We start from the raw sequence: 20,987 nt of genomic DNA on the forward strand, positions 1-20,987 counted from the left end.
CCAGGCACAGCGCCTATTCCGGCCAAAAGCCGGACCGGTTCAGAAACAATCCGCGCCGAGCTTGTCCAGCACCCGATCCGCCTGGCCTTCAGCCTTGGCCATGGTGCGCTGCCAAACCGCAACACACGGCTGCAGGTCGGGTTGATGTTCAGCCTGGGCCAGCCATTGCCAGCAATCGTGCCAATCGCCGAGGGCGCCTTGCGCTTGCTTGAGGCGCTGCATCGCCTTGGCAGGCAGTTTGTCCAGTTCGGGGTAGGCTTCGGCCGCGTAACGCACGCGCTTGATCAGAAGGCGCAGACGGTGGCGGTCATGATCCGGGTCTTTGAGGGCGTCATCGAGCTTCTGCCATTGCTTGGCCAAGCGCTTTTCGATGCGCGGGCGCAGGCCTTTGAGCAGTTTCTGGTGTTGGGAGGCGCGGATAAACCGCGGGAAGGCATCCAGGATCAGCAGCAAATGCGCGAGTTCCGGGCTTTGCGCCACCTGGCGATAAGCATCGGCCTGCAAGCGCAGGCGCCGATCGGCCGCCGCGTGATGGCCGTGCTGGTGCAGGTAGGCCGCCAGCACCTCGCGGTCGCGCAGCGGCGTGGTCAATTGGCCGACCGTGCTGGCGGCCAGTTCAAGCTGCTCGACACCCGGCAGCCCGCGCAAGGGGCGCAACAAACTGCGCAGGCGTCGCACGGTAGTGCGCAGGTCGTGCAAGGCTTCATCGTCGGTGACGGCGGCAAGGCGAGCCTGGCAGCTCAGTAACCCTACTTCCAGGCCAATGACCTGAGCGACTAACTGATCAAGCAGCGCTGACATCCCTTCCCCCTTAACCATGAAACCCTAGGCACCGCTCACCGATCAACGCCCGGCGCGCGACTCACGAATGTAGAAGCGCGCTTTCTCGGCCTTGTTGGAACAGCCTTCAAACGCTTCGAATTGCTGCTGGGTCTTGGCGCCGGTCAACAGCGACAAAGCCTTAGAGTAGCTCACGGTGCCGGCAAAGCCTTCGGCCTTGGCCAAATCCAACTCGTGCCAGGCCGCATCCAATTGCGTGCCACAGCTGTCGCGGTATGCGGTTTTGCCGGCACAACCGGCCAGGGCCAACACGATCACAGGCACACACATCCAGGCTTTCATCAATGACACCTCAAATATAGAAAAACAGTCGTAGGCTGTAGACGTTGCCTCCAAGGAAAAGTGCCTTGTGGGCCGCCTGAAATCAGAAGTGTCCATTCAAACGTGCTTTCAGAAGTGCCTGCTCAGAAATGCCTACCGCCAGAGCATACCCGAGCGTTATGGCTATTCTGGAAAAATATTTTGATGCCCTCGGCCGGTAAGCGCATTGTGGGCCACTGTTTTACGAAGGATCTGCTCATGAAAAAACGTGTTGCCTTGGTGCTCGGTTCCGGCGGCGCCCGCGGTTACGCCCACATCGGCGTGATCGAGGAAATCGAACGGCGCGGCTACGACATCGCCTGTATCGCCGGCTGCTCCATGGGCGCAGTGGTCGGCGGGATCTACGCCGCCGGCAAGCTCGACGAATACCGCAACTGGATCGAGAGCCTCGACTACCTGGACGTGCTGCGCCTGGTGGACGTGAGCTTTCGCCTGGGGGCGATACGTGGCGAAAAAGTCTTCGGGCAAATCCGCAAAATCGTCGGTGAGATCAATATCGAAGAGCTGCGTATTCCCTACACCGCCGTGGCCACCGACCTGACCAACCAACAGGAAATCTGGTTCCAGGAAGGCTGCCTGCACCAGGCCATGCGCGCTTCGGCGGCGATTCCCAGCCTGTTCACGCCGGTGATGCAAGGCAACCGCATGCTGGTGGACGGCGGCCTGCTCAACCCGCTGCCGATCGTGCCGGTGGTGTCGAGCCATTGCGACTTGATCATCGCGGTCAACCTCAACGCCACCAACCAGAAGCACTACCACCTGCCGGTGATCCAGCGCCCGCCGGCGTTCAAAAGCCGCTTCAACAGCCTGGCCAAATCACTGGGTTCGCACCTGCCGTTTCGGCGCAAGCAGGCCGAGCAACTGATGAAGCTGGAGCAGGAAGCCTTGCAGTCCCAGGCCGCCGAAATCAACCCGTGGCTGGAGTCGGCCGAACCCGAAGCCCAGCAACCTGCGGCGGCCCCGGAAAAACAAGGTGCGCCGAAGTCTGCGACCGGTTCGTTCATCATCGATAACGTCGGCCCGGCGTCACTGCTGGACCTGATCAACCAGAGTTTCGAAGTGATGCAGACCTCGCTGGCGCAATACAAGATTGCCGGTTACCCGCCGGACGTACTGATCAACGTGCCGAAGCGGGTGTGTCGGTTTTTCGAGTTCTACAAGGCGCCGGAGTTGATCGCGTTGGGGCGGGAAATTGCCAGTGATACGTTGGATCGGTATGAGAGTGAGCAACACTGAGATAGGCGGTGTGGTTGATGGCCCTATCGCAGGCAAGCCAGCTCCCACCTTTTGATTTGTGAATACATTCAAAGGTGGGAGCTGGCTTGCCTGCGATAAAGCCCGTTCAGGCACCGCAACATTCAGGCATTCAACAACCGATACCCCACACCCGCCTCCGTCACGATAAACCGTGGCTGCGTCGGATCATCCGCCAGTTTCTGACGCAGATGGCCCACCACGATGCGCAGGTAGTGGCTGTCTTCGGTATGGGTCGGCCCCCAGATATCCTTGAGCAATTGCTGCTGGGTGATCACCCGCCCAGGATGCCGCGCCAGTTGCGCCAGCACCGCGTATTCCTTGCGGGTCAAGGCCACCTCGACACCGTCCAGCAGTACCCGGCGATAGGCCAGGTCCACCGTCAACGGGCCGAAACTCAGCGCCGCTTCCTGAGCCTCTCCGGCTGGCGCCTGGCGCAGCAAGGCGCGTACGCGGGCAAGAAATTCCTGGATGCCAAAGGGCTTGGTCACGTAGTCATTGGCGCCGCTGTCCAGGGCTTCGACTTTTTGCACTTCACTGGCGCGCACCGACAGCACCAATACCGGCACCGTCGACCACTCGCGAAACTCACGCAACACTTGCTGGCCGTCCATGTCAGGCAAGCCAAGGTCGAGCACCAGCAAGTCCGGTTTGCTCAATGCCGCTTGGGCCAGGCCTTCGTTGCCGGTGCCGGCCTCGATCACCTTGTAGCCCTGGGAGGCCAGGCTGATACGCAGGAATTTGCGGATCTGCGGTTCGTCATCAATGACTAGAATCGTCGCGGTCTGGCTCATGGTGTCCAATCAAAATCCGTGGAGAAAAGAGGGTAGCTCAAGGCTCGCGCTCCGGGCCAGGTTGCGTCGGTAACGGCAGGAACAAGCTGATGCAGGTGCCGCGCCCTTCTATACCATCCTCGACGCGGATATGCCCGCCGTGAGCGCCCACCATGCCCTGGCAGATCGCCAGGCCAAGGCCTGTGCCCTGCCCGCCGCGATCACCACGGGCGGCGGTGTAGAACATATCGAAAATCTTCGCACGCTCGTCCTCGGGGATCCCCGGCCCCTCGTCGGCCACTGCAAAAAACAGCTGCTCATCCGCCACGCCGGCACTCACCTGCAAACGGCCGTGGGGCGGTGAAAACCGCGCGGCGTTTTCCAGCACATTGACCAAGGCCTGCTCGATCAACGCCGCGTGTACATAAAGCAGCGGCAGCTGCGCCGGCACGTCGGTGTGTACCTGCAACGGCGCCAGCACTGCGCGCAAGCGGCCCAGGGCGCTGCCGACGATATCACCCGGCGACACCCAGTCACGCGCCAGTTTCAGCGCGCCGTGGCCCAGGCGTGTCATGTCCAGCAGGTTCTGGATATAGCGGTCCAGGCGCTCGGCTTCATCGCGGGTGCCTTCCAGCAATTCGCGGCGGTCTTCCAGCGGGATGGCTTCGCCGAGCGCCAGCAGGCTGTCGATGCTGCCGCGCATCGAGGTCAACGGCGTGCGCAAATCGTGGGACACCGAGGCCAGCAAGGCGCTGCGCAGCTGTTCGGTTTCGCCGTGCAGGCGCGCTGATTCCAGCTCCTGCGCCAGTTGCGCGCGCGCCAGCGCCTGGGCCAATGGCTGGCTCAATGCGGTGAGCAGACGACGGCGTTGGCCGCTCAGTTCCAGGCCGGGTTTCGGGCTTACGCCAAGCAAGCCCAACGGGCCCTCCTCCCCCGACAGCGGCCACCACCACCAACGCCCAAACGGCAAGGTGCCGGTGCCCATGCCGGCCGGTTGATCATGCTGCCAGGCCCAATCGGCGGCAGCGCGTTCGGCTTCGGTAAGGTTAAGCGCGGCGCCGGTTTCAACTTTCCAGCCGCCCTGGCCGTCGCGGTTCAGCAGACACAGGTCCAGATCACTCCAGCCTTGCAGATGATGGGCCGCCGCACTGACCACCGCCTGGCGATCAGTGGCCGCCGTGAGCTTGCGCGACAGGTCGAGCAGTTCGCTGGTTTCTTCCTGGGTGTCGCGCAAGGCCTGCAACTGACGACGCTGACGCGCCGCGAGGTTGCCGGTCAACGCCGCCATCAGCAAGAAAAACAACAGGGTCAGCACGTCTTCTTCGCGCTGGATGGAAAAGGAGAAATTCGGCGGGATAAACAGGAAATCATAAGTCAGGAACGACAGCGCCGCGCACACCAGCGACGGTCCCAGGCTGCTGCGCACGCCGACCAGCAGCACTGCGGCGAGAAACACCAACGAGATATTCGGCAGCGGCAACACACTGGCTACCGCCCAGGCCAACGCAGCTGCGACGATGGTCGCCACCACCGCCAGGCCATAGTCGAACCACACCAGCCCGCGTACATCCGGCAGGCGCGGCGGCGCGGGCATGTCGTCGCTGTCGAGCACGTTGATCTCCAGACCCCGGGCATTGCGCAGCAAGCGTGCCGCCAAGCCACCCCCGAACAACCGGCGCCGCCAGCGCATCCGCGACTGTCCTACCAATACCAGGCTGGCGCGACGTTCGGCGGCATGCTGGATCAGCGTCTTGGCCACTTCACCGGCGCGCAGCAACACCACTTCGCCGCCCAGCCGTTCGGCCAGTTGCTGGGCATTTTGCAGGCGCAGACGCGATTGCTCATCGCGTGCGCGGCCGTTATCGATATGCACCAGGCTCCACGGCAAATGCCGGCGCTGGGCCACGCGGCTGGCGTGACGCACCAGGCGCTCGGCCTGCGCATCACCGTCCACACCCACCAGTAAACGCCCGCGCACCGCCGGGGCCGCCTGGCCAAGCTGGCGGTAGCCTTGGGCCAAATCGTCATCGACATGGGCAGCGGCGGTTTGCATGGCCAGCTCGCGCAGGGCCATCAGGTTGGTCTGGGTGAAGAATGCGTCGATGGCGGCGCGGGCCTGTTCCGGCACATACACCTTGCCGTCGCGCAGGCGCTCCAGCAGCTCGCGGGACGGCAGGTCGATCAGCAGCAGTTCGTCGGCTTCTTGCAGCACCCAGTCGGGCAGAGTTTCACGCACGTGCACGCCGGTGATACCGCGCACCTGATCGTTCAAACTTTCCAGGTGCTGGACGTTGACCGTGGTGAACACGTTGATGCCGGCGGCAAGCAGTTCCTGGATGTCTTGCCAGCGTTTTTCATGGCGGCTGCCGGGGGCGTTGCTATGGGCCAGCTCATCCACCAGCACCAGCTTGGGCTTGGCGGCGAGCAGGCCGTCGAGGTCCATTTCTTCGAGCATCACGCCACGGTATTCGCTGCGCAGCAAGGGTTGCTGCGGCAGGCCGCTGAGCAAGGCTTCGGTCTCGGCGCGGCCGTGGGTTTCCACCACGCCCGCGATCAGGCGCACGCCCTGGCGCAGTTGGGTGTGGGCGGCCTGGAGCATGGCGTAGGTCTTGCCCACGCCGGGCGCCGCACCGAGGAAGACTTTGAGCCGGCCACGGCCGTCCCGTGGCAGATCGGCTAACAGGGCATCGGCGCGGCCGGAGTCGCTCATGCTTTGGAGTTCCTTCAGGTATTCAGGTCACTGAAGATCCAATGTGGGAGCGGGCTTGCTCGCGAATGCGGTGTAACAGTCAACTAATCTGTTACTGACAGACCGCATTCGCGAGCAAGCCCGCTCCCACAAGGGGATCAGAGTTTTTCCAGCGCCATGTTCAGCGCCATCACATTCACCACCGGCGGCCCCACCAGCGGGCTTTCGATGTGCTCATCGAGCAAGCGCTGCAGTGTAGACACCGGCACATTTCGCGCCGCCGCCACTCGCGCCAGTTGATAGGCAATCGCCGCCGGTGGCAAGTGTGGATCAAGGCCGCTGCCGGAGGTCGTCAGGGAGGCCAACGGCACCGGCCCCTGGCCTGGCACCCGCTGTTTATTGGCGTCGTCAAAAATGCGTGTGGCCAACGCCGGGTTGCTTGGGGCCAGGTTGCTGGCACTGCTGGAGACCGTGGCAAACGCGCCGGCCGATGGCCGTGGGTGGAACCAGCTGTCACCGGTAAAATCCTGGGCGATCAGGCGCGAGCCGCGCACTTTGCCGTCGGCGTCACGCACCAGGCTGCCGTTGGCCTGGTCGGGGAACGCAACCTGGGCGACGCCGGTGACCACCAATGGGTAGGCGACGCCGGTGATCAGGGTCATGAGGACCAGCAGGCTCAGGGCCGGGCGGATCAGGGTGGACATTTCAAATTCCTCGATTCGTTATCAGCGCAGGACGCGGAGCGTCCGGGGCGGCGTTCCCACGCTGAGCATGGGAACGATCCAAAAAGTGCGATCCAGTTACACCAGGTGCAGCGCGGTCAGGAGCATGTCGATCGCCTTGATGCCCACGAACGGCACCACAATCCCGCCCAGCCCGTAGATCAGCAGGTTGCGGCGCAGCAACGCCGCCGCACTCGCCGCCTGTACGCGCACACCGCGCAGTGCCAGGGGAATCAGCACCACAATGATCAGCGCGTTGAAGACGATGGCCGAGAGAATCGCGCTCTGCGGGCTCTGCAGGTGCATCACGTTGAGCACGCCCAGTTGCGGGTAGATCGAGGCGAACAGGGCCGGCAAAATCGCGAAGTATTTGGCCACGTCGTTGGCGATGGAAAAGGTCGTCAACGCGCCGCGTGTCACCAGCAGTTCCTTGCCGATCTGCACCACGTCCAGCAGCTTGGTCGGGTCGCTGTCGAGATCGACCATATTGGCGGCTTCGCGGGCAGCCTGGGTGCCGTCGTTCATCGCCATGCCGACATCGGCCTGGGCCAGCGCCGGGGCGTCGTTGGCGCCGTCGCCGCACATGGCAACCAGGCGACCGTCGTTCTGCTCGTGGCGGATGCGGGCGAGTTTTTTCTCTGGCGTGGCTTCGGCCAGCACGTCGTCCACACCGGCTTCTGCGGCAATTGCGGCGGCGGTCAACGGGTTATCGCCGGTGACCATCACGGTGCGAATCCCGAGCTTGCGCAGTTCGGCAAAACGTTCGCGGATGCCGGGCTTGACCACGTCCTTGAGGTGGATCGCGCCGAGCAGTTTGCCGTCGGCGCATACCAGCAATGGCGTGCCGCCGCTTTGGGCGATCTTGTCGATTTCCCGCGAGAGTGCCGGTTGCAGGTCACCGCGTTGTTGGCCGATAAACGCCAGCAGTGAATCGACCGCGCCTTTGCGGAACACACGCCCTTGGTAGTCGACACCGGACAAGCGCGTTTCGGCACTGAACGGCACGGAGGTCAGCTCCTCCAGGGTTGGCTCGGCCTGAGGGTGCAGCGTGCGCAGGTATTCGACGATGGATTTGCCTTCCGCCGTGTCGTCCGCCAGGGACGCCAGCAGCGCGCCTTCGGCCAGGTCGCGACCGCTGACGCCTGGCGCGGCGATCACGGCGGCACAGCGACGGTTGCCGAAGGTGATGGTGCCGGTCTTGTCCAGCAGCAACACATGCACGTCACCCGCCGCTTCCACCGCACGCCCGGATTTGGCGATGACGTTGAGGCGTACCAGACGGTCCATACCGGCGATACCGATGGCCGACAACAGGCCGCCGATGGTGGTCGGGATGAGCGTCACCAGCAGCGCCACCAGGAACACCAGCGGCAAGCTGCCATTGGCGAAATGGGCGAACGGCTGCAGGGTGACCACCACCAGCAGGAAGATCAGCGTAAGGCCGATCAGCAGGATATCCAGCGCCACTTCGTTGGGGGTTTTCTGGCGTTTGGCGCCTTCCACCAGTGCGATCATGCGGTCCAGGGTGGACTCACCGGGGTTGACGGTGATGCGCACCAGTAACCAGTCCGACACCAGCCGCGTGTTGCCGGTAACAGCCGAGCGGTCGCCGCCGGATTCACGGATGACCGGCGCGGATTCGCCAGTGATCGCCGCCTCGTTGACCGCCGCAATACCTTCGATGACCTCGCCGTCACCGGGGATCATTTCCCCGGCGGCGACGCGCACCACATCACCTTTACGCAGGCTGGTGGCCGGCACGACTTTGAAGCTGCCGTCGGCCTCTTTGCGGCGTGCACTGAGGCCTTCGCTGCCAGCTTTGAGGCTGTCGGCGCGGGCTTTGCCGCGACCTTCGGCCAAGGCTTCGGCGAAATTGGCGAACAGCACGGTGAACCACAGCCACACGGCGATTTGCACGGCGACAAAGGTCGGCACGTTAGTGTCCGGCACCAGGCACAGCACGGTGGTGAGGATGGCGGTCAGCTCGACCACCAGCATCACCGGCGAGCGCTGCAGTTGGCGAGGGTCGAGCTTGACGAACGCCTGGACCAGCGCCGGGCGCCAAAGAGCGGAGATGGCGGTTTTGGCCGGTTCCTGAGTAGTCACAGGGGCCGCATTTTTTGCAGGCATATTCATTTTCATATCCCCTCTAGCTCTTTATTTAGGAGCAGCCATGCTCAGGTGTTCAGCAATTGGGCCCAGCGCCAGTGTCGGCAGGAACGTCAGGCCGCCCACCAGCAAAATGGTCACGGTCAACAGGGTCACGAACAGCGGGCCATGGGTGGGGAAGCTGTTCTGGCCTATGGGTGCGGTTTTCTTCATCGCCAGGCTGCCGGCCAGGGCCAGTACCGGAAGGATGTAGCCGAAGCGGCCGATCAACATGCCCAGGCCCAGCATCAGGTTGTGGAACGGCGTGTTGGCGCTGAAACCGCCGAATGCCGAGCCGTTGTTGGCACTGGCTGAGGTGTAGGCGTAGAGCAACTGGCTGAAACCGTGGGGGCCAGGGTTACTGATGGCACCGGCCGGGCCGGGCAGGCTGGCGGCAATGGCGCCGAGCACCAGCACGCCAACCGGCATCACCAAGAGCGTCACAACCAGCAATTGCACTTCCTTGGCCTGCAGCTTTTTGCCCAGGTATTCCGGGGTGCGACCGATCATCAGGCCGGCGAGGAACACCGCGATCAACACGTTGAGCAACATGCCGTACATACCGGCGCCGACGCCGCCGAAGATCACTTCGCCGACCATCATGTTGACCAGCGAGACCATCCCGGTCAGCGGGTTGAGGCTGTCTTGCATGCCATTGACCGAACCGTTGGACGCCGCCGTGGTGGTCACCGACCACAACACCGTGCCGGTGGTGCCAAAGCGCGCTTCCTTGCCTTCCAGCGGTGCGGTTTGCTCGACCGCCGGGTTGTTCAGGGTCGGGTTGGGCTGGTATTCGGCCCACAGCGACGTCGCGCCGCCGATCAGGAACAGCGCCAGCATGCAGCCGAGAATCGCGCGGCTCTGACGCAGGTCCTTCACGTAGTGACCGAAGGTGAACACCAGCGCCACCGGAATCAGGATGATTGCCGACACCTCGAACAGGTTGGCCCAGGCGGTCGGGTCTTCAAACGGGTGCGCCGAGTTGACGCCAAAGAAGCCGCCGCCATTGGTGCCCAGTTGCTTGATCGCAATCTGGCTGGCAGCCGGGCCGAGTGGGATCACTTGGTCCACGCCCTGCATCGTCACGGCATTCACATAGTGCGCGAAGGTTTGCGGCACGCCCTGCCACACCAGGAACAACGCAAACACCAGGCACAGCGGCAGCAAGCCGTAGAGGGTGGCGCGGGTCATGTCGACCCAGAAGTTGCCCAGGGTTTTGGTGGACTTGCGCCCGATACCCCGGCACAGCGCGACCAGCACAGCCAGGCCGGTGGCGGCGCTGACGAAGTTCTGCACGGTCAGGCCGATCATCTGGCTGAGGTAGCTCAGGGAGGCTTCACCGCTGTAGTTCTGCCAGTTGGTGTTGGTCATGAAACTGATCGCCGTGTTGAACGCCAGGGTCCATTCCTGCCCCGGCAATTTCTGCGGGTTGAGTGGCAGATATTCCTGGAACAACAGCACAGCAAACAGCAACGCAAAACCGGCCAGGTTGAACGCCAGCAGCGCCAGCGTGTATTTCTGCCAGCTCTGTTCCTGGTGCTCGTCCACGCCGGACAGGCGATAACAGGCGCGCTCGACGGGGCCGAGCACCGGCGAGAGCCAGGTGCGCTGACCTTCCATCACTTTGTAGTAGAACCGCCCCAGGAACGGTGCCGGCACCAGCACCACGGCAAAGAAGGCGATGATCAGCCAATAGTCATAACTGTGCATAGCCTGCTCCTAGTTCCGATCCGCGCGTAACAGCGCAACCAGCAGATAAATGAACAGCGCCACGGCCAATAGCAGTGACACCCCGTCCAGAACGCTCATGGAAGTTTCTCCGTTTTGCGGCGATTGCCGCGTGTGGAGCAATTGTCGGCAGGAGTGGCGTAAAGGAACGAGAGCGAGGGTATGGGCGGGGCGTAAAGACGGCGTAAAGAGTGGCTTTATGCGGGGTTTACAGAGGGATTAGTGGTGGCTTTGCGGGCCTCTTCGCGAGCAAGCCCGCTCCCACACTTAACCGCGTACCTCCTGCTCAAACGCAGTCGAGTGTGGGAGCGGGCTTGCTCGCGAAAGCGTCAGGCCGGGCACCGCCGCTTTATTCTGGTGCACCAAATGAAGCATTCAAACGCAAAACCGTTCCCCTCACGACACTGTCTGCGCTTTACGACACGCTTCTATGGGCTGGCATGGCCACTGCAACACCCAGTAATCATTCCAAACCGTTCAGGGAGCGCCACACGATGAACACACAACTCAAACCCACCTTGGGCACCCTGCATTTATGGGGCATTGCCGTCGGGCTGGTGATTTCCGGCGAATACTTCGGCTGGAGCTATGGCTGGGGCGTGGCCGGTACGCTGGGTTTTCTGGTGACCACGTTGATGGTCGCCGCCATGTACACCTGCTTTATATTCAGTTTTACCGAACTGACCACCGCGATTCCTCACGCGGGCGGGCCGTTTGCCTACAGCCGTCGCGCCTTCGGCGAAAAAGGCGGCTTGATCGCGGGCCTGGCGACATTGATCGAATTTGTCTTCGCACCGCCCGCGATTGCCTTGGCCATCGGCGCTTACCTGAACGTGCAGTTCCCGGCACTCGACCCGAAGCACGCCGCCGTGGGGGCCTACATCGTGTTCATGGGCCTGAATATCCTCGGAGTGAAGCTCGCCGCGACCTTTGAGCTGGTGGTGTGCGTACTCGCCGTCGCTGAATTGCTGGTATTTATGGGCGTGGTTGCGCCGGCGTTCAGCTTCAGCAACTTCGCCCTGAACGGCTGGGCGGGTTCCGACACCTTCGGCGCGCCGGCGATTGCCGGGATGTTTGCGGCCATTCCTTTCGCCATCTGGTTCTTCCTCGCCATCGAAGGCGCAGCCATGGCGGCTGAAGAAGCGAAAGACCCCAAGCGCACCATTCCAAAAGCCTATATCAGCGGCATCCTGACCTTGGTGATCCTGGCCATGGGCGTGATGTTCTTTGCCGGTGGCGTGGGCGACTGGCGCACCCTGTCGAACATCAACGACCCGTTGCCGCAGGCGATGAAAAGCGTGGTGGGCACCGGCTCCGGCTGGCTGCACATGTTGGTGTGGATCGGCCTGTTTGGCCTGGTAGCGAGCTTTCACGGCATCATCCTTGGCTATTCGCGCCAGTTCTTTGCCCTGGCCCGCGCCGGTTACTTGCCGCCGTTCCTGGCCAAACTCTCGCGTTTTCAGACACCGCACCGGGCAATCATCGCCGGCGGTGTGGTCGGTATCGCTGCGATCTACAGCGATGGCCTGATCAACCTGGGTGGCATGACGCTGACCGCAGCGATGATCACCATGGCGGTGTTCGGCGCCATCGTGATGTACATCATGAGCATGCTCAGCCTGTTCAAGCTGCGTAAGACCGAACCGCTGCTGGAGCGCACATTCCGCGCGCCGGGTTATCCGATCGTGCCCGCTATTGCGCTGGTACTGGCGCTGGTGTGCCTGGTGGCCATGGCCTGGTTCAATGCGCTGATCGGCCTGATATTCCTGGGCTTTATGCTGGCGGGGTTCATCTACTTCCAACTGACCGCCCAAGACCGCGCCGATGCACCGGCCGACGCGATGTTGACCGGGCTCTAGGGTTAACGAGGCGGAACAGGCCTACAATGAACTACTCAGAAAGCCTGTGACTCAAAGCCGTTATTAGCGTGGGAACATCCTCCGACGCTGGTCCGCCTCAAGGAGAGCCTTATGCCGTGGTATGCGTGGTTGATTTTAGTGGTAGCGATCGGGTCGATCGTCGGTGGGCTGCTGATGCTGCGTGACAGCGCCAACAAGGTGGAACTCACCGACGACCAACGCAAACGCGTGGCCGAGCGCAACGCCCAGGCGGACGCCAAGGACGCACAGGACCGCTGAAGCGGGTTACTCCCAGTCTGCCTTGGCAATATGCAAGCCGTGCTGCCCCTTGTAGGCAGCACGCTCAGGCTGGCTCCAGCCGTTGAGCAACGCCTCCTCCAAACGATAGATCTCTACGCCCAGCGGGCGGCACACGGTCAAAGGGTCTTGTGCGTCCGGCCCCCACATCGGTAGCGACAGGTCCCCTCCCGGGCATGTCGACAAGGCGCAGAGCAAATCAATCTCGGCAAAAAACTCCAGGTAATCGCCCTTCTGCGCCGGGCAGGCTTTCATGAAGTACATGTCGTCATGATTAAGGCCGGTGCACTGGAAAATATTCAGCACGTCGTGCACATCAAATTCAGTCAAGCCATGGGGCAGCACGGCGCGGGTCAAGTTGGAATGGCAGTGGTGGTGGAAGTCTTCGCCGGTGAGCATGCGGTTCACATATGGGTCACAGCGGGTGCCGAGCAAATCGTGCAGGCGTCCGCCGTGTTCATCGATGCCATAGCTCGCCAGGCTGTCATCGGTGATGGTCACCAGGGGGCGCAGGAACGGCAGGTTCGACCACAACCGGTCATGGGTGCTGACATGGGCGCCCTGCAACTGCCGCGTGCGTGCCGCCCATAGGCGTTCGCGCGGGTCATTGGCGTTCCACACGTTAAAATCGCCGACCTGCGGGCCTACCGGCGTCGTCACGCGAAACACATGCCCAGCCGGCACTTTCCACGCCCTGCCCGTGCGAATCGGTACTTCAAACTGCTCGATCAAGGTACGTTTATCCCCCTGGTCGCGAATACGCGCGTAGAAGGCGGTGTCCACTTGCAGCGCCGAGCCTTTGCTGACCTGATAGGCGGCCGGATAGTCTTTGTACATGGGTGCAATCCTCCATCAAGGGTAATCAAACAGCGCCAGGGACAGGCGTTCGGAATCGTGCAGGTAAAGGCTCATCGCCTCCTGCGCAGCCGATTTATTGCCGTTTGCCAGCAAGGTGTAGATCTCACGATCACGCTCCAGCCAGGGCGACTGGAAGCGTTGTTCATCGGGCGCCGCGCAAAACACCAGGCGCAATTGAGCGATCACTTGGGCGAAGAACTCGTCGAATAATGGGCTGCGCATCAACCCGACAATGTGCTGGTGGAACACCAGGCTGTGAGTGGCCACGGCGCGCCAATCTTCACGCTCGCGCGCCAGCGTGGTGGCTTCGATGGCATGTTGCATGCGCACGTCATGGTCGCCCGCCAGCGTGCCGCTCTGGGCGATGGCCTGCAGTTCAAGGGTACGGCGTACCACGAACAGGTCACGCACTTCATCGCGTGCCACGCGCCGGACCATCACGCCTTTGTTGCGCACATAGCGGGTGAGCCCCTCCTGCCCCAAGCGGTGTAACGCTTCGCGAATGGTATTGCGCGAGGCGTTATAGCGTTTGACCAGGTCCACTTCGACCAGCGCCATCCCCGGTAACAGCCGCCCACCCATGATGTCGGCGCGCAGCTCAAGGGCAATCTGATCGGCTAAAGACAAACTGAGCGTCATCACCGCGCCTCGATTGTTGAACAATGTCTGAGCCAGATGTAATCACTTTTCATGCCAGGCCCGCTCAAGGCTGTCGCTATGGGTAAAAAGGATTTAACTTCGTTAAAATGCGCACTCGTTCCAGAGGCCGCCCTATGCGTTATTCAACCGATCACAAAGCTCAGACTCACCAGCGCATCATCAAGGAAGCCTCCGTACGGTTTCGCCGCGACGGTATTGGCGCCACCGGCCTGCAGCCCTTGATGAAAGCGTTGAACCTGACACACGGCGGGTTCTATGCGCATTTCAAGTCCAAGAATGAGCTGGTGGACAAGGCCCTGTTGTCCGCCGCTGCGGAACTCGATGCCCATTGCGCAACGTTGTTCAGCCAGGAACGGCCACTGGATGCGTTTATCGACAGCTACCTGTCGCCATGGCACCAGACCTCGCCGGGTGAAGGCTGCCCGCTGCCCACGATGTCGTCGGAGTTGGGCCTGCGAGGGCAACATAGCCCGGTAACGGATGCGGTACTTCAAGCCAGGCTGACCCAGATCGACTCGGCATTGGAGCACCCGAAGGGTGACCACGAGAGCCTGGTACTGATGTCGACGTTGGTGGGCGCCCTGGTGCTGGCCAGAAGCGTCGAAAGCCAGGAAATGGCAGCCCGCATCATGGAGGTGGTAAGCGGGTGTTTGAAAGAACAGGTCTCGGACAAACAGAAGGCCGGTCAGTGACCGGCCTTCTGTCCAGGGCTCACACCCTTAGTTGATCGCCAGCCTGTCGCGGTTTTTCTCAAGCAACGCCTTGCCGATGCCTTTGACTTCCAGCAACTCGTCGACCGCCGTGAAAGGCCCATTGCTGTCACGATAGGCGATGATCGCCTTGGCCTTGGCGGCGCCAATCCCGAACAGGTCGCGGCGCAGAACTTCAGCGTCGGCGGTGTTGAGATTGACCTTGGTGGATTGCTCGACGTTGGCCATTTGAGCCGTGATAGGCGCTGGGGCTTCGGCTTTGATGGAAGGGGCTGCGGTGGTTGCTACGGAGAGGCTGGTGAGGACGGCAAAGATCAGGGAAGAGATATAGGCATTTTGCATTGGTGACACTCCATGACATCGGTAGAAGAAAAGCAGCTTTCCAAAAGCTGCTTTTCTAACTTAGGCGATGTGGCGAGAGAGTCAAAAACGGGTGAGTAACAGGGTGTTAACTCACGGCTCCAAACGGCGCTGCTGGTAGATCCAATCGACGATTTCGCCGTCGGGCGAGTAGCCACTGACTGTTTCGCGCAGGATCTGACGCACGCGGGTGTAGTCGTCCTCACTCACCGCGCCCAGCAATTCGCTCAGTTTGCTTTTGAGTACGTCCCACGCCAGGTGGTCCTCGTTGGCGCTCATAATCATCGGGTGCTGGGTAGCGACGACGTTGTTGCCGATCAGCAATTCCTCGTAAAGCTTTTCGCCTGGGCGCAATCCGGTGAACTCGATCGCGATATCCCCGTGAGGGTTTTTATCCGTGCGCACGCTCAGCCCGGATAAATGAATCATCTTTTCCGCAAGCTCTACAATTTTTACGGGTTCACCCATGTCCAGAACGAACACGTCCCCGCCTTGCCCCATGGAACCGGCCTGGATCACCAGCTGGGCCGCTTCGGGTATGGTCATGAAATAACGCGTAATTTTTGGGTGTGTGACGGTCAACGGACCGCCTGCCTTGATCTGCCGGTGAAACAGCGGAATCACTGAGCCGGAAGAACCCAGAACATTGCCGAACCTGACCATCGTGAAGCGTGTTTTGTTGACGCGCGCCACGCCAGACTTGTCGCCAAACATCACCGGCGCTTTTTCAACGCTCAGGGCTTGCAGGGCTAATTCTGCAAGGCGCTTGGTACTCCCCATCACATTGGTGGGTCGAACAGCCTTGTCGGTGGAAATCAGCACAAAGTTCACCACGCCGGCCTTCAAGGCTGCCTGGGCGGTATTCAAAGTACCGATGATGTTATTCAGGACACCTTCGGCGATGTTGTGCTCGACAATCGGCACATGTTTATAGGCAGCCGCATGATAAACCGTGTCGACGTGCCAGCTTTTCATGACATCAAGTAATTTATTTTCGTCGCGTACCGACCCCAGGATAGGCAATAACTTAATGGGCATCGACTCATGCGCAACGCGGTGCTCAAGTTCGGACAGGATACTGTAGAGGTTGAATTCGCTGTGTTCGAACAAGAGTAAGGTCTTGGGTTTCTGCGTCAAAATCTGCCGGCATAGCTCAGACCCAATCGATCCCCCTGCTCCAGTGACCAGGACAGACTGGCCCACGATACAACGTGCAAGCAGGTCTTCCTGGGCTGGCACTGCATCACGCCCCAACAAGTCGGCAATATCGACTTCTTGAATATCGTCGACCTTGACGCGACCACTGGCCAGGTCCATAAAATCAGGCACGCTGCGCACATGCAGCGGAAAACGCTCAAGGTTAGAGAGAATCTCACGCCTGCGCCCGCGGCCCGCAGAAGGCACTGCAAGCAATATCTGCTGAGCGCCCGTCGTGTCGATCATCTGCTGAATATGCTTGGGCTTGAACACCTGCAGCCCGGAGATGACACGACCTGCGATACTCCCGTCGTCATCGATAAAGGCGACCGGCCGCATGACACGCCCCATGCGCAACGCAGCGACCAATTGATTACCCGCCGAGCCGGCTCCGTAAATGGCAACTTTCGTTAATCCATCATCACGATTGGTAAAGGGAACATGCTGCGCTGCAGAGAACCAATCGCCCATGAAGTACTGGCGCATCGCTAGTCTCAATCCGCCCACGGTCACCAGGCACAACCACCAATAATTGAAAATAACCGAGCGTGGAACAACGTATTGATGGTTGCTGTAAAGATAGACAGCCAAGCCGAGAACAAGTGAAGAAAGGCTCACCGCTTTGATAATAGTAATAAGTGCATCGTTACCAAAGTAACGCATGACGGCGCGGTACATGCCAAAGCGAACAAACAGGGGAATGGCGATCACCGGAGCGCTCAAGAACAGCCATAAGTATCGCTGGATCGGCTGTTCCATCTCGGCAATCCCAAGTCGTACGACGAAGGCCATCCATAATGAAATCCACACCAGTACAATATCGACAAGCACCTGAAGAATGCGCTTGTGGCGGCGCGGGAGATTTAATAAAAAAACTCTCATCTTATCCATGCCCTTCTCCAACACTTTTCCACGCTCCTAGAATCAAAACCGTGCCCGCGAATAGACGAAAATAGCGATCCATAATGAATAACCAGCACTGAACAAAAATCGTACAAGCACGGCAACCGCATCAAAATCTCCCTTCAGAAAAATCGCACTCCTTTGACGACCTTTCCCTGGGTTAATAACCCCTATTCTGTACTGAAAACACCACGGCGTTACCCGACACCTACAGTAAACACCATAGATCGGATGATACCCTTGTTGTGTGGGAAATCCTTTGAAATCCTTTGCCCGTCCCAAAAAAACCAAGGCGAGTGAGCGTTGGCCCCCACGAAACCGAGGGGTTCGAGCGCTCACGAACAAAAAATGGCGAACACCTGACAAGCTGCTAGGCTTGGCCCGAGACGTTGAGTTGCAGTCGCATCATTAGCTAGCATAGCAACAGTCCCGTATAGCAAAATGTAACAAAAGTGGTCACCTTTAAAACAATGCAAGAGCGGCTGATATCACTGTCTATGTTCACCATAAGGCATAGCTGGATTCTAAGTCCCGCCCTCTAGAACGTCCGGCAAAGGCCCTTGGAGAGCCAAGTCGAACAGCTGTTCCATTCCAGTCTTGGAAAAAAAACGCCTAAAGAGGCTATACTCGGCAACGCGTTCACCTGTGCCACTACAGCGGAAAGCATTGTAGGAAAAGTCCGTAAGAATCCGCCATGACAAAAATAACCGGATCAACAGCACTTGATGGTTGACCTTAATGATAAAAATGCTAATCAGCCATCATGTTTTAACGAAACCAAACAGCCCCAACGCGAGCAAATTGTGTCTTGGAGCCGAATGACAAGGATACTTTAGAGTATGCGCACTACTTGCTGAGTGACCATCGCAGGTGTACATACGCACTGCCAAACTGGACGAAAGGAGGCCGCCCGAGAATCGTCACTAGACCCAGGCATATGGCTTGGAATTCTCACGAACCTCAACACACGGGCATGCAAATGCCGGCGAGTGGAATTCCAAAAAATAACGCATGCACAACTCTCAGATGTCATGTTCCCACTATCTGATTGTGCTGTCCCGCGGCCCTGTGCCCTGGCATAGCGTGTGCAAAAACGTATCACAACTGACGGCACCTAATCCGCGGATTATGACGTAAGCGTGCATTGATTTTTACTTTAAGTAGCGGTGTTGCGATGACTTTAAGAACCCTGTGTGTATTCGGCACACGACCTGAAGCAATCAAAATGGCTCCCTTGGCGTTGAGCCTTGCAGCCGATGAGCGCTTCAATGCCAAGGTCTGCGTGACTGGACAGCACCGAGAAATGCTCGACCAGGTGCTCAATCTCTTTGAAATCAAGCCTGATTTCGATTTGAACATCATGAAGTCCGGCCAGGATCTGACCGATGTCACGAGTGCCATCTTGCAGGGAATGAAAACTGTCTTCGCAACATTCAAACCGGATATCGTCCTGGTCCATGGCGACACAGCGACGACGTTCGCCACCACATTGGCCGCTTACTATCACCAAATTCCCGTGGCTCACGTCGAAGCCGGCCTGCGCACCGGAAATCTCTATTCTCCGTGGCCTGAAGAGGCAAACCGCAAGCTGACTGGCGCTCTTGCGGCATTGCACTTCGCGCCGACTGAAACGTCCAGGCAGAACTTGCTGAGAGAGGGGGTCGCAAGCCAAAGCGTCCATGTGACCGGCAACACTGTCATTGACGCATTGCTGGATGTGGTGGGCCGAATCAAGACCCGTCCGGCCCTGCAGCAGCAATTTCACCAGCAGTTCTCATTCCTGGGTGATTGCCGGCGAGTGATCCTGGTCACGGGGCATCGCCGCGAGAGTTTCGGCGGCGGCTTTGAGAATATCTGCCAGGCCTTGATCACTATCGCCAGGGAGTTTCCCGATGTCGAGATTGTGTACCCCGTTCACCTGAATCCGAATGTACGCGAGCCAGTCAATCGATTGCTCAGCGACATCCAGAATATCCATCTGATTGAACCCCTGGATTATCTGCCCTTCGTGTATTTGATGGATCGGTCTTATCTGATTTTGAGTGATTCAGGTGGCATTCAGGAAGAAGCCCCTTCTTTAGGCAAACCTGTGCTGGTGATGCGTGACACCACTGAGCGTCCAGAGGCGGTCGACGCAGGCACAGTAAAACTTGTCGGCACCGAAATTGAGGCCATTACCTCTAACTTGAGAGTCCTGCTGACGGATGTTGAAGCCTATGGCCAGATGAGCTTCGCTCACAACCCCTATGGTGACGGAAAAGCATCCGCACGAATTCTCGATGCACTTTCACGAATTAAAAAGGCCAATTCATGAGCTTTGAAACTGTTTCTGTAGTCGGCCTCGGCTATATCGGGCTTCCAACGGCAGCCGTTTTCGCTGCACGCAAGAAAAAAGTCATCGGCGTCGACGTAAACCCGAACACAGTGGCAACCATCAACCGCGGCGAAATCCATATTATTGAACCGGATCTGGACATCGTCGTGCGCGCCGCCGTCACCGAAGGGTATTTGCGAGCAACTGTAACCGCAGAGCCGGCCGACGCCTTCCTGATTGCCGTCCCGACCCCCTTCAAGGGCGATCACGAACCTGATCTTTCCTACATCGAATCAGCCAGTCGAGCCATTGCCCCCGTCCTGAAAAAAGGGGATTTGGTCGTGCTGGAATCAACCTCTCCAGTGGGCGCTACCGAGCAAATATCTGCATGGCTGGCCGAAGCCCGTCCGGACCTGACCTTCCCGCAAACCCATGGCGCGGAATCCGACATCCGCATAGCGCATTGCCCGGAGCGCGTGCTGCCGGGTCATGTACTGCGCGAGCTGATTGAAAACGATCGCATCATCGGCGGGCTTACCAGCAAATGTTCAGAGGCTGCGCGGTCTCTGTATAAAACCTTCGTTGAGGGTGAATGCATCATCACCGACGCCCGCACTGCCGAAATGTGCAAACTCACAGAAAACAGCTTTCGCGACGTGAATATCGCGTTTGCCAATGAACTGTCGATGATCTGCGACGAACTCAACATCAATGTATGGGAGCTGATCCGCCTCGCGAATCACCACCCTCGCGTTAATATCCTGCAACCTGGCCCCGGTGTGGGCGGCCACTGCATCGCTGTCGACCCCTGGTTCATTGTCAGCAAAACACCCGCCCGGGCGCGCCTGATCCGCACCGCAAGGGAAGTCAATGACAGCAAGCCAAAGTGGGTATTGGAGCAGGTTCAACTGGCCATCGGTCAATTCCTGCAGGAACACCCGTCGAAAACGGCCAAGGACGTCACGGTTGCCTGCCTCGGGCTGGCCTTCAAGCCGGACATCGACGACTTGCGTGAGAGCCCATCTGTGGAGATCACCGCGCACATTGCCCAGTCCCATCCCGGTACTGTGCTGGCGGTTGAACCGAACATCGCGCACTTACCGGCTCGCCTTGAAGGTATTGCAACGCTGAGCGGAATCGATCAGGCGCTGTCATCTGCGCAGGTGATTGTCCTGCTGGTCGATCACAGCGCATTCAAGAAGATCCCGGGCTCACGTCTGTCCTCGCTCAAAGTCATCGACACACGCGGTGTGTGGGCTTGATAACGCCTGATAAATCCCGCCTGGAAACCGACGCAAGCCGTTAGTATTGCGTCGGTTTCCGAGCACCGCGTTGGGCATGTTTGTTAAATGAT

At 59.7% G+C, this 20,987-nt stretch carries 18 protein-coding genes; 6 read left to right on the top strand and 12 right to left on the bottom strand.

The annotated features are described in order from the left end of the window. Positions 1–39: 39 nt before the first annotated feature. Together BLV67_RS08160 and BLV67_RS08165 are read right to left on the bottom strand one after the other, a co-directional pair. Positions 40–801: a CHAD domain-containing protein gene (locus tag BLV67_RS08160; RefSeq protein ID WP_069788687.1), complete on the bottom strand. Its 762-nt coding sequence runs from the start codon at positions 799–801 to the stop codon at positions 40–42. Positions 802–843: 42 nt separating this feature from the next. Further along, a complete protein-coding gene (locus BLV67_RS08165; RefSeq protein WP_010176194.1) occupies positions 844–1,122 on the bottom strand; it encodes a hypothetical protein in 279 nt (92 codons plus the stop codon). 237 nt (positions 1,123–1,359) lie between these two features. Between BLV67_RS08165 and BLV67_RS08170 the strand changes: the two genes are divergently transcribed. Beyond that, entirely contained in the window at positions 1,360–2,397 is a 1,038-nt protein-coding gene (locus BLV67_RS08170; RefSeq protein WP_026013612.1) for a patatin-like phospholipase family protein, read from the top strand. 122 nt (positions 2,398–2,519) lie between these two features. On the opposite strand, the gene BLV67_RS08175 is transcribed toward BLV67_RS08170, so the two are convergent. The 6 genes from BLV67_RS08175 to kdpF all read right to left on the bottom strand — a co-directional run bounded on the left by BLV67_RS08175 (position 2,520) and on the right by kdpF (position 10,556). Next, a complete protein-coding gene (locus tag BLV67_RS08175; protein WP_053255124.1) occupies positions 2,520–3,209 on the bottom strand; it encodes a response regulator in 690 nt (229 codons plus the stop codon). Positions 3,210–3,246: 37 nt separating this feature from the next. Beyond that, on the bottom strand, positions 3,247–5,898 hold the full coding sequence (locus BLV67_RS08180; RefSeq protein WP_065911939.1) for a sensor histidine kinase: 2,652 nt from the start codon (positions 5,896–5,898) through the stop codon (positions 3,247–3,249). A 137-nt stretch (positions 5,899–6,035) separates the two neighbouring features. Beyond that, positions 6,036–6,581, bottom strand: coding sequence for a potassium-transporting ATPase subunit KdpC (gene kdpC / locus BLV67_RS08185; protein ID WP_065911940.1), 546 nt, complete (start codon positions 6,579–6,581; stop codon positions 6,036–6,038). 96 nt (positions 6,582–6,677) lie between these two features. After that, positions 6,678–8,735 carry a potassium-transporting ATPase subunit KdpB gene (kdpB, locus tag BLV67_RS08190; protein WP_371919100.1) on the bottom strand — a complete coding sequence of 686 codons (2,058 nt, stop codon included), beginning with the start codon at positions 8,733–8,735 and terminating at the stop codon, positions 6,678–6,680. Between the two features lie 21 nt (positions 8,736–8,756). Then, the gene (kdpA, locus tag BLV67_RS08195) at positions 8,757–10,457 is read right to left on the bottom strand and encodes a potassium-transporting ATPase subunit KdpA (RefSeq protein ID WP_069788686.1); all 1,701 of its coding nucleotides are present in this window, start codon (positions 10,455–10,457) and stop codon (positions 8,757–8,759) included. Positions 10,458–10,466: 9 nt separating this feature from the next. Then, positions 10,467–10,556, bottom strand: coding sequence for a K(+)-transporting ATPase subunit F (gene kdpF, locus BLV67_RS08200; RefSeq protein WP_003218754.1), 90 nt, complete (start codon positions 10,554–10,556; stop codon positions 10,467–10,469). A gap of 413 nt (positions 10,557–10,969) precedes the next feature. On the opposite strand from kdpF, the gene eat reads away from it, so the two are divergent. Together eat and BLV67_RS08210 are read left to right on the top strand one after the other, a co-directional pair. After that, complete coding sequence (gene eat / locus BLV67_RS08205) at positions 10,970–12,334, top strand: ethanolamine permease (protein WP_069788685.1); 1,365 nt, start codon at positions 10,970–10,972, stop codon at positions 12,332–12,334. A 111-nt stretch (positions 12,335–12,445) separates the two neighbouring features. Further along, positions 12,446–12,613 carry a DUF2897 family protein gene (locus BLV67_RS08210; RefSeq protein ID WP_065911946.1) on the top strand — a complete coding sequence of 56 codons (168 nt, stop codon included), beginning with the start codon at positions 12,446–12,448 and terminating at the stop codon, positions 12,611–12,613. 6 nt (positions 12,614–12,619) lie between these two features. On the opposite strand, the gene BLV67_RS08215 is transcribed toward BLV67_RS08210, so the two are convergent. Together BLV67_RS08215 and BLV67_RS08220 are read right to left on the bottom strand one after the other, a co-directional pair. Then, positions 12,620–13,468 carry an urea carboxylase-associated family protein gene (locus BLV67_RS08215; RefSeq protein WP_065911947.1) on the bottom strand — a complete coding sequence of 283 codons (849 nt, stop codon included), beginning with the start codon at positions 13,466–13,468 and terminating at the stop codon, positions 12,620–12,622. Between the two features lie 15 nt (positions 13,469–13,483). Then, on the bottom strand, positions 13,484–14,128 hold the full coding sequence (locus BLV67_RS08220; RefSeq protein WP_065911948.1) for a GntR family transcriptional regulator: 645 nt from the start codon (positions 14,126–14,128) through the stop codon (positions 13,484–13,486). Between the two features lie 134 nt (positions 14,129–14,262). On the opposite strand from BLV67_RS08220, the gene BLV67_RS08225 reads away from it, so the two are divergent. After that, the gene (locus BLV67_RS08225) at positions 14,263–14,841 is read left to right on the top strand and encodes a TetR/AcrR family transcriptional regulator (RefSeq protein WP_069788684.1); all 579 of its coding nucleotides are present in this window, start codon (positions 14,263–14,265) and stop codon (positions 14,839–14,841) included. Between the two features lie 27 nt (positions 14,842–14,868). Here the strand turns inward: BLV67_RS08225 and BLV67_RS08230 are convergent, their stop codons facing one another. Beyond that, positions 14,869–15,201: a ComEA family DNA-binding protein gene (locus tag BLV67_RS08230; RefSeq protein WP_058422818.1), complete on the bottom strand. Its 333-nt coding sequence runs from the start codon at positions 15,199–15,201 to the stop codon at positions 14,869–14,871. 111 nt (positions 15,202–15,312) lie between these two features. After that, positions 15,313–17,307, bottom strand: coding sequence for a polysaccharide biosynthesis protein (locus BLV67_RS08235; RefSeq protein ID WP_065911985.1), 1,995 nt, complete (start codon positions 17,305–17,307; stop codon positions 15,313–15,315). A 1,186-nt stretch (positions 17,308–18,493) separates the two neighbouring features. Between BLV67_RS08235 and wecB the strand changes: the two genes are divergently transcribed. Next, on the top strand, positions 18,494–19,633 hold the full coding sequence (gene wecB / locus BLV67_RS08240; RefSeq protein WP_065911949.1) for a non-hydrolyzing UDP-N-acetylglucosamine 2-epimerase: 1,140 nt from the start codon (positions 18,494–18,496) through the stop codon (positions 19,631–19,633). After that, the gene (wecC, locus tag BLV67_RS08245) at positions 19,630–20,895 is read left to right on the top strand and encodes a UDP-N-acetyl-D-mannosamine dehydrogenase (RefSeq protein ID WP_069788683.1); all 1,266 of its coding nucleotides are present in this window, start codon (positions 19,630–19,632) and stop codon (positions 20,893–20,895) included. The genes wecB and wecC overlap by 4 nt, the downstream gene beginning before the upstream one ends. Positions 20,896–20,987: the final 92 nt, after the last annotated feature.

The organism is Pseudomonas salomonii, assembly GCF_900107155.1.
GTDB lineage: Bacteria > Pseudomonadota > Gammaproteobacteria > Pseudomonadales > Pseudomonadaceae > Aquipseudomonas > Aquipseudomonas salomonii.

Excerpts from the sequence above, each read along its gene's own strand:
- BLV67_RS08210 (WP_065911946.1), top strand. The coding sequence starts at position 12,446 with ATGCCGTGGTATGCGTGGTTGATTTTAGTGGTAGCGATCGGGTCGATC.
- kdpA (WP_069788686.1), bottom strand. The coding sequence starts at position 10,457 with ATGCACAGTTATGACTATTGGCTGATCATCGCCTTCTTTGCCGTGGTG.
- BLV67_RS08235 (WP_065911985.1), bottom strand. The coding sequence starts at position 17,307 with ATGGATAAGATGAGAGTTTTTTTATTAAATCTCCCGCGCCGCCACAAG.
- BLV67_RS08170 (WP_026013612.1), top strand. The coding sequence starts at position 1,360 with ATGAAAAAACGTGTTGCCTTGGTGCTCGGTTCCGGCGGCGCCCGCGGT.
- eat (WP_069788685.1), top strand. The coding sequence starts at position 10,970 with ATGAACACACAACTCAAACCCACCTTGGGCACCCTGCATTTATGGGGC.
- BLV67_RS08215 (WP_065911947.1), bottom strand. The coding sequence starts at position 13,468 with ATGTACAAAGACTATCCGGCCGCCTATCAGGTCAGCAAAGGCTCGGCG.
- wecC (WP_069788683.1), top strand. The coding sequence starts at position 19,630 with ATGAGCTTTGAAACTGTTTCTGTAGTCGGCCTCGGCTATATCGGGCTT.
- BLV67_RS08165 (WP_010176194.1), bottom strand. The coding sequence starts at position 1,122 with ATGAAAGCCTGGATGTGTGTGCCTGTGATCGTGTTGGCCCTGGCCGGT.
- wecB (WP_065911949.1), top strand. The coding sequence starts at position 18,494 with ATGACTTTAAGAACCCTGTGTGTATTCGGCACACGACCTGAAGCAATC.
- BLV67_RS08175 (WP_053255124.1), bottom strand. The coding sequence starts at position 3,209 with ATGAGCCAGACCGCGACGATTCTAGTCATTGATGACGAACCGCAGATC.
- BLV67_RS08225 (WP_069788684.1), top strand. The coding sequence starts at position 14,263 with ATGCGTTATTCAACCGATCACAAAGCTCAGACTCACCAGCGCATCATC.
- BLV67_RS08230 (WP_058422818.1), bottom strand. The coding sequence starts at position 15,201 with ATGCAAAATGCCTATATCTCTTCCCTGATCTTTGCCGTCCTCACCAGC.
- kdpC (WP_065911940.1), bottom strand. The coding sequence starts at position 6,581 with ATGTCCACCCTGATCCGCCCGGCCCTGAGCCTGCTGGTCCTCATGACC.
- kdpB (WP_371919100.1), bottom strand. The coding sequence starts at position 8,735 with ATGAATATGCCTGCAAAAAATGCGGCCCCTGTGACTACTCAGGAACCG.
- kdpF (WP_003218754.1), bottom strand. The coding sequence starts at position 10,556 with ATGAGCGTTCTGGACGGGGTGTCACTGCTATTGGCCGTGGCGCTGTTC.
- BLV67_RS08220 (WP_065911948.1), bottom strand. The coding sequence starts at position 14,128 with ATGACGCTCAGTTTGTCTTTAGCCGATCAGATTGCCCTTGAGCTGCGC.
- BLV67_RS08180 (WP_065911939.1), bottom strand. The coding sequence starts at position 5,898 with ATGAGCGACTCCGGCCGCGCCGATGCCCTGTTAGCCGATCTGCCACGG.
- BLV67_RS08160 (WP_069788687.1), bottom strand. The coding sequence starts at position 801 with ATGTCAGCGCTGCTTGATCAGTTAGTCGCTCAGGTCATTGGCCTGGAA.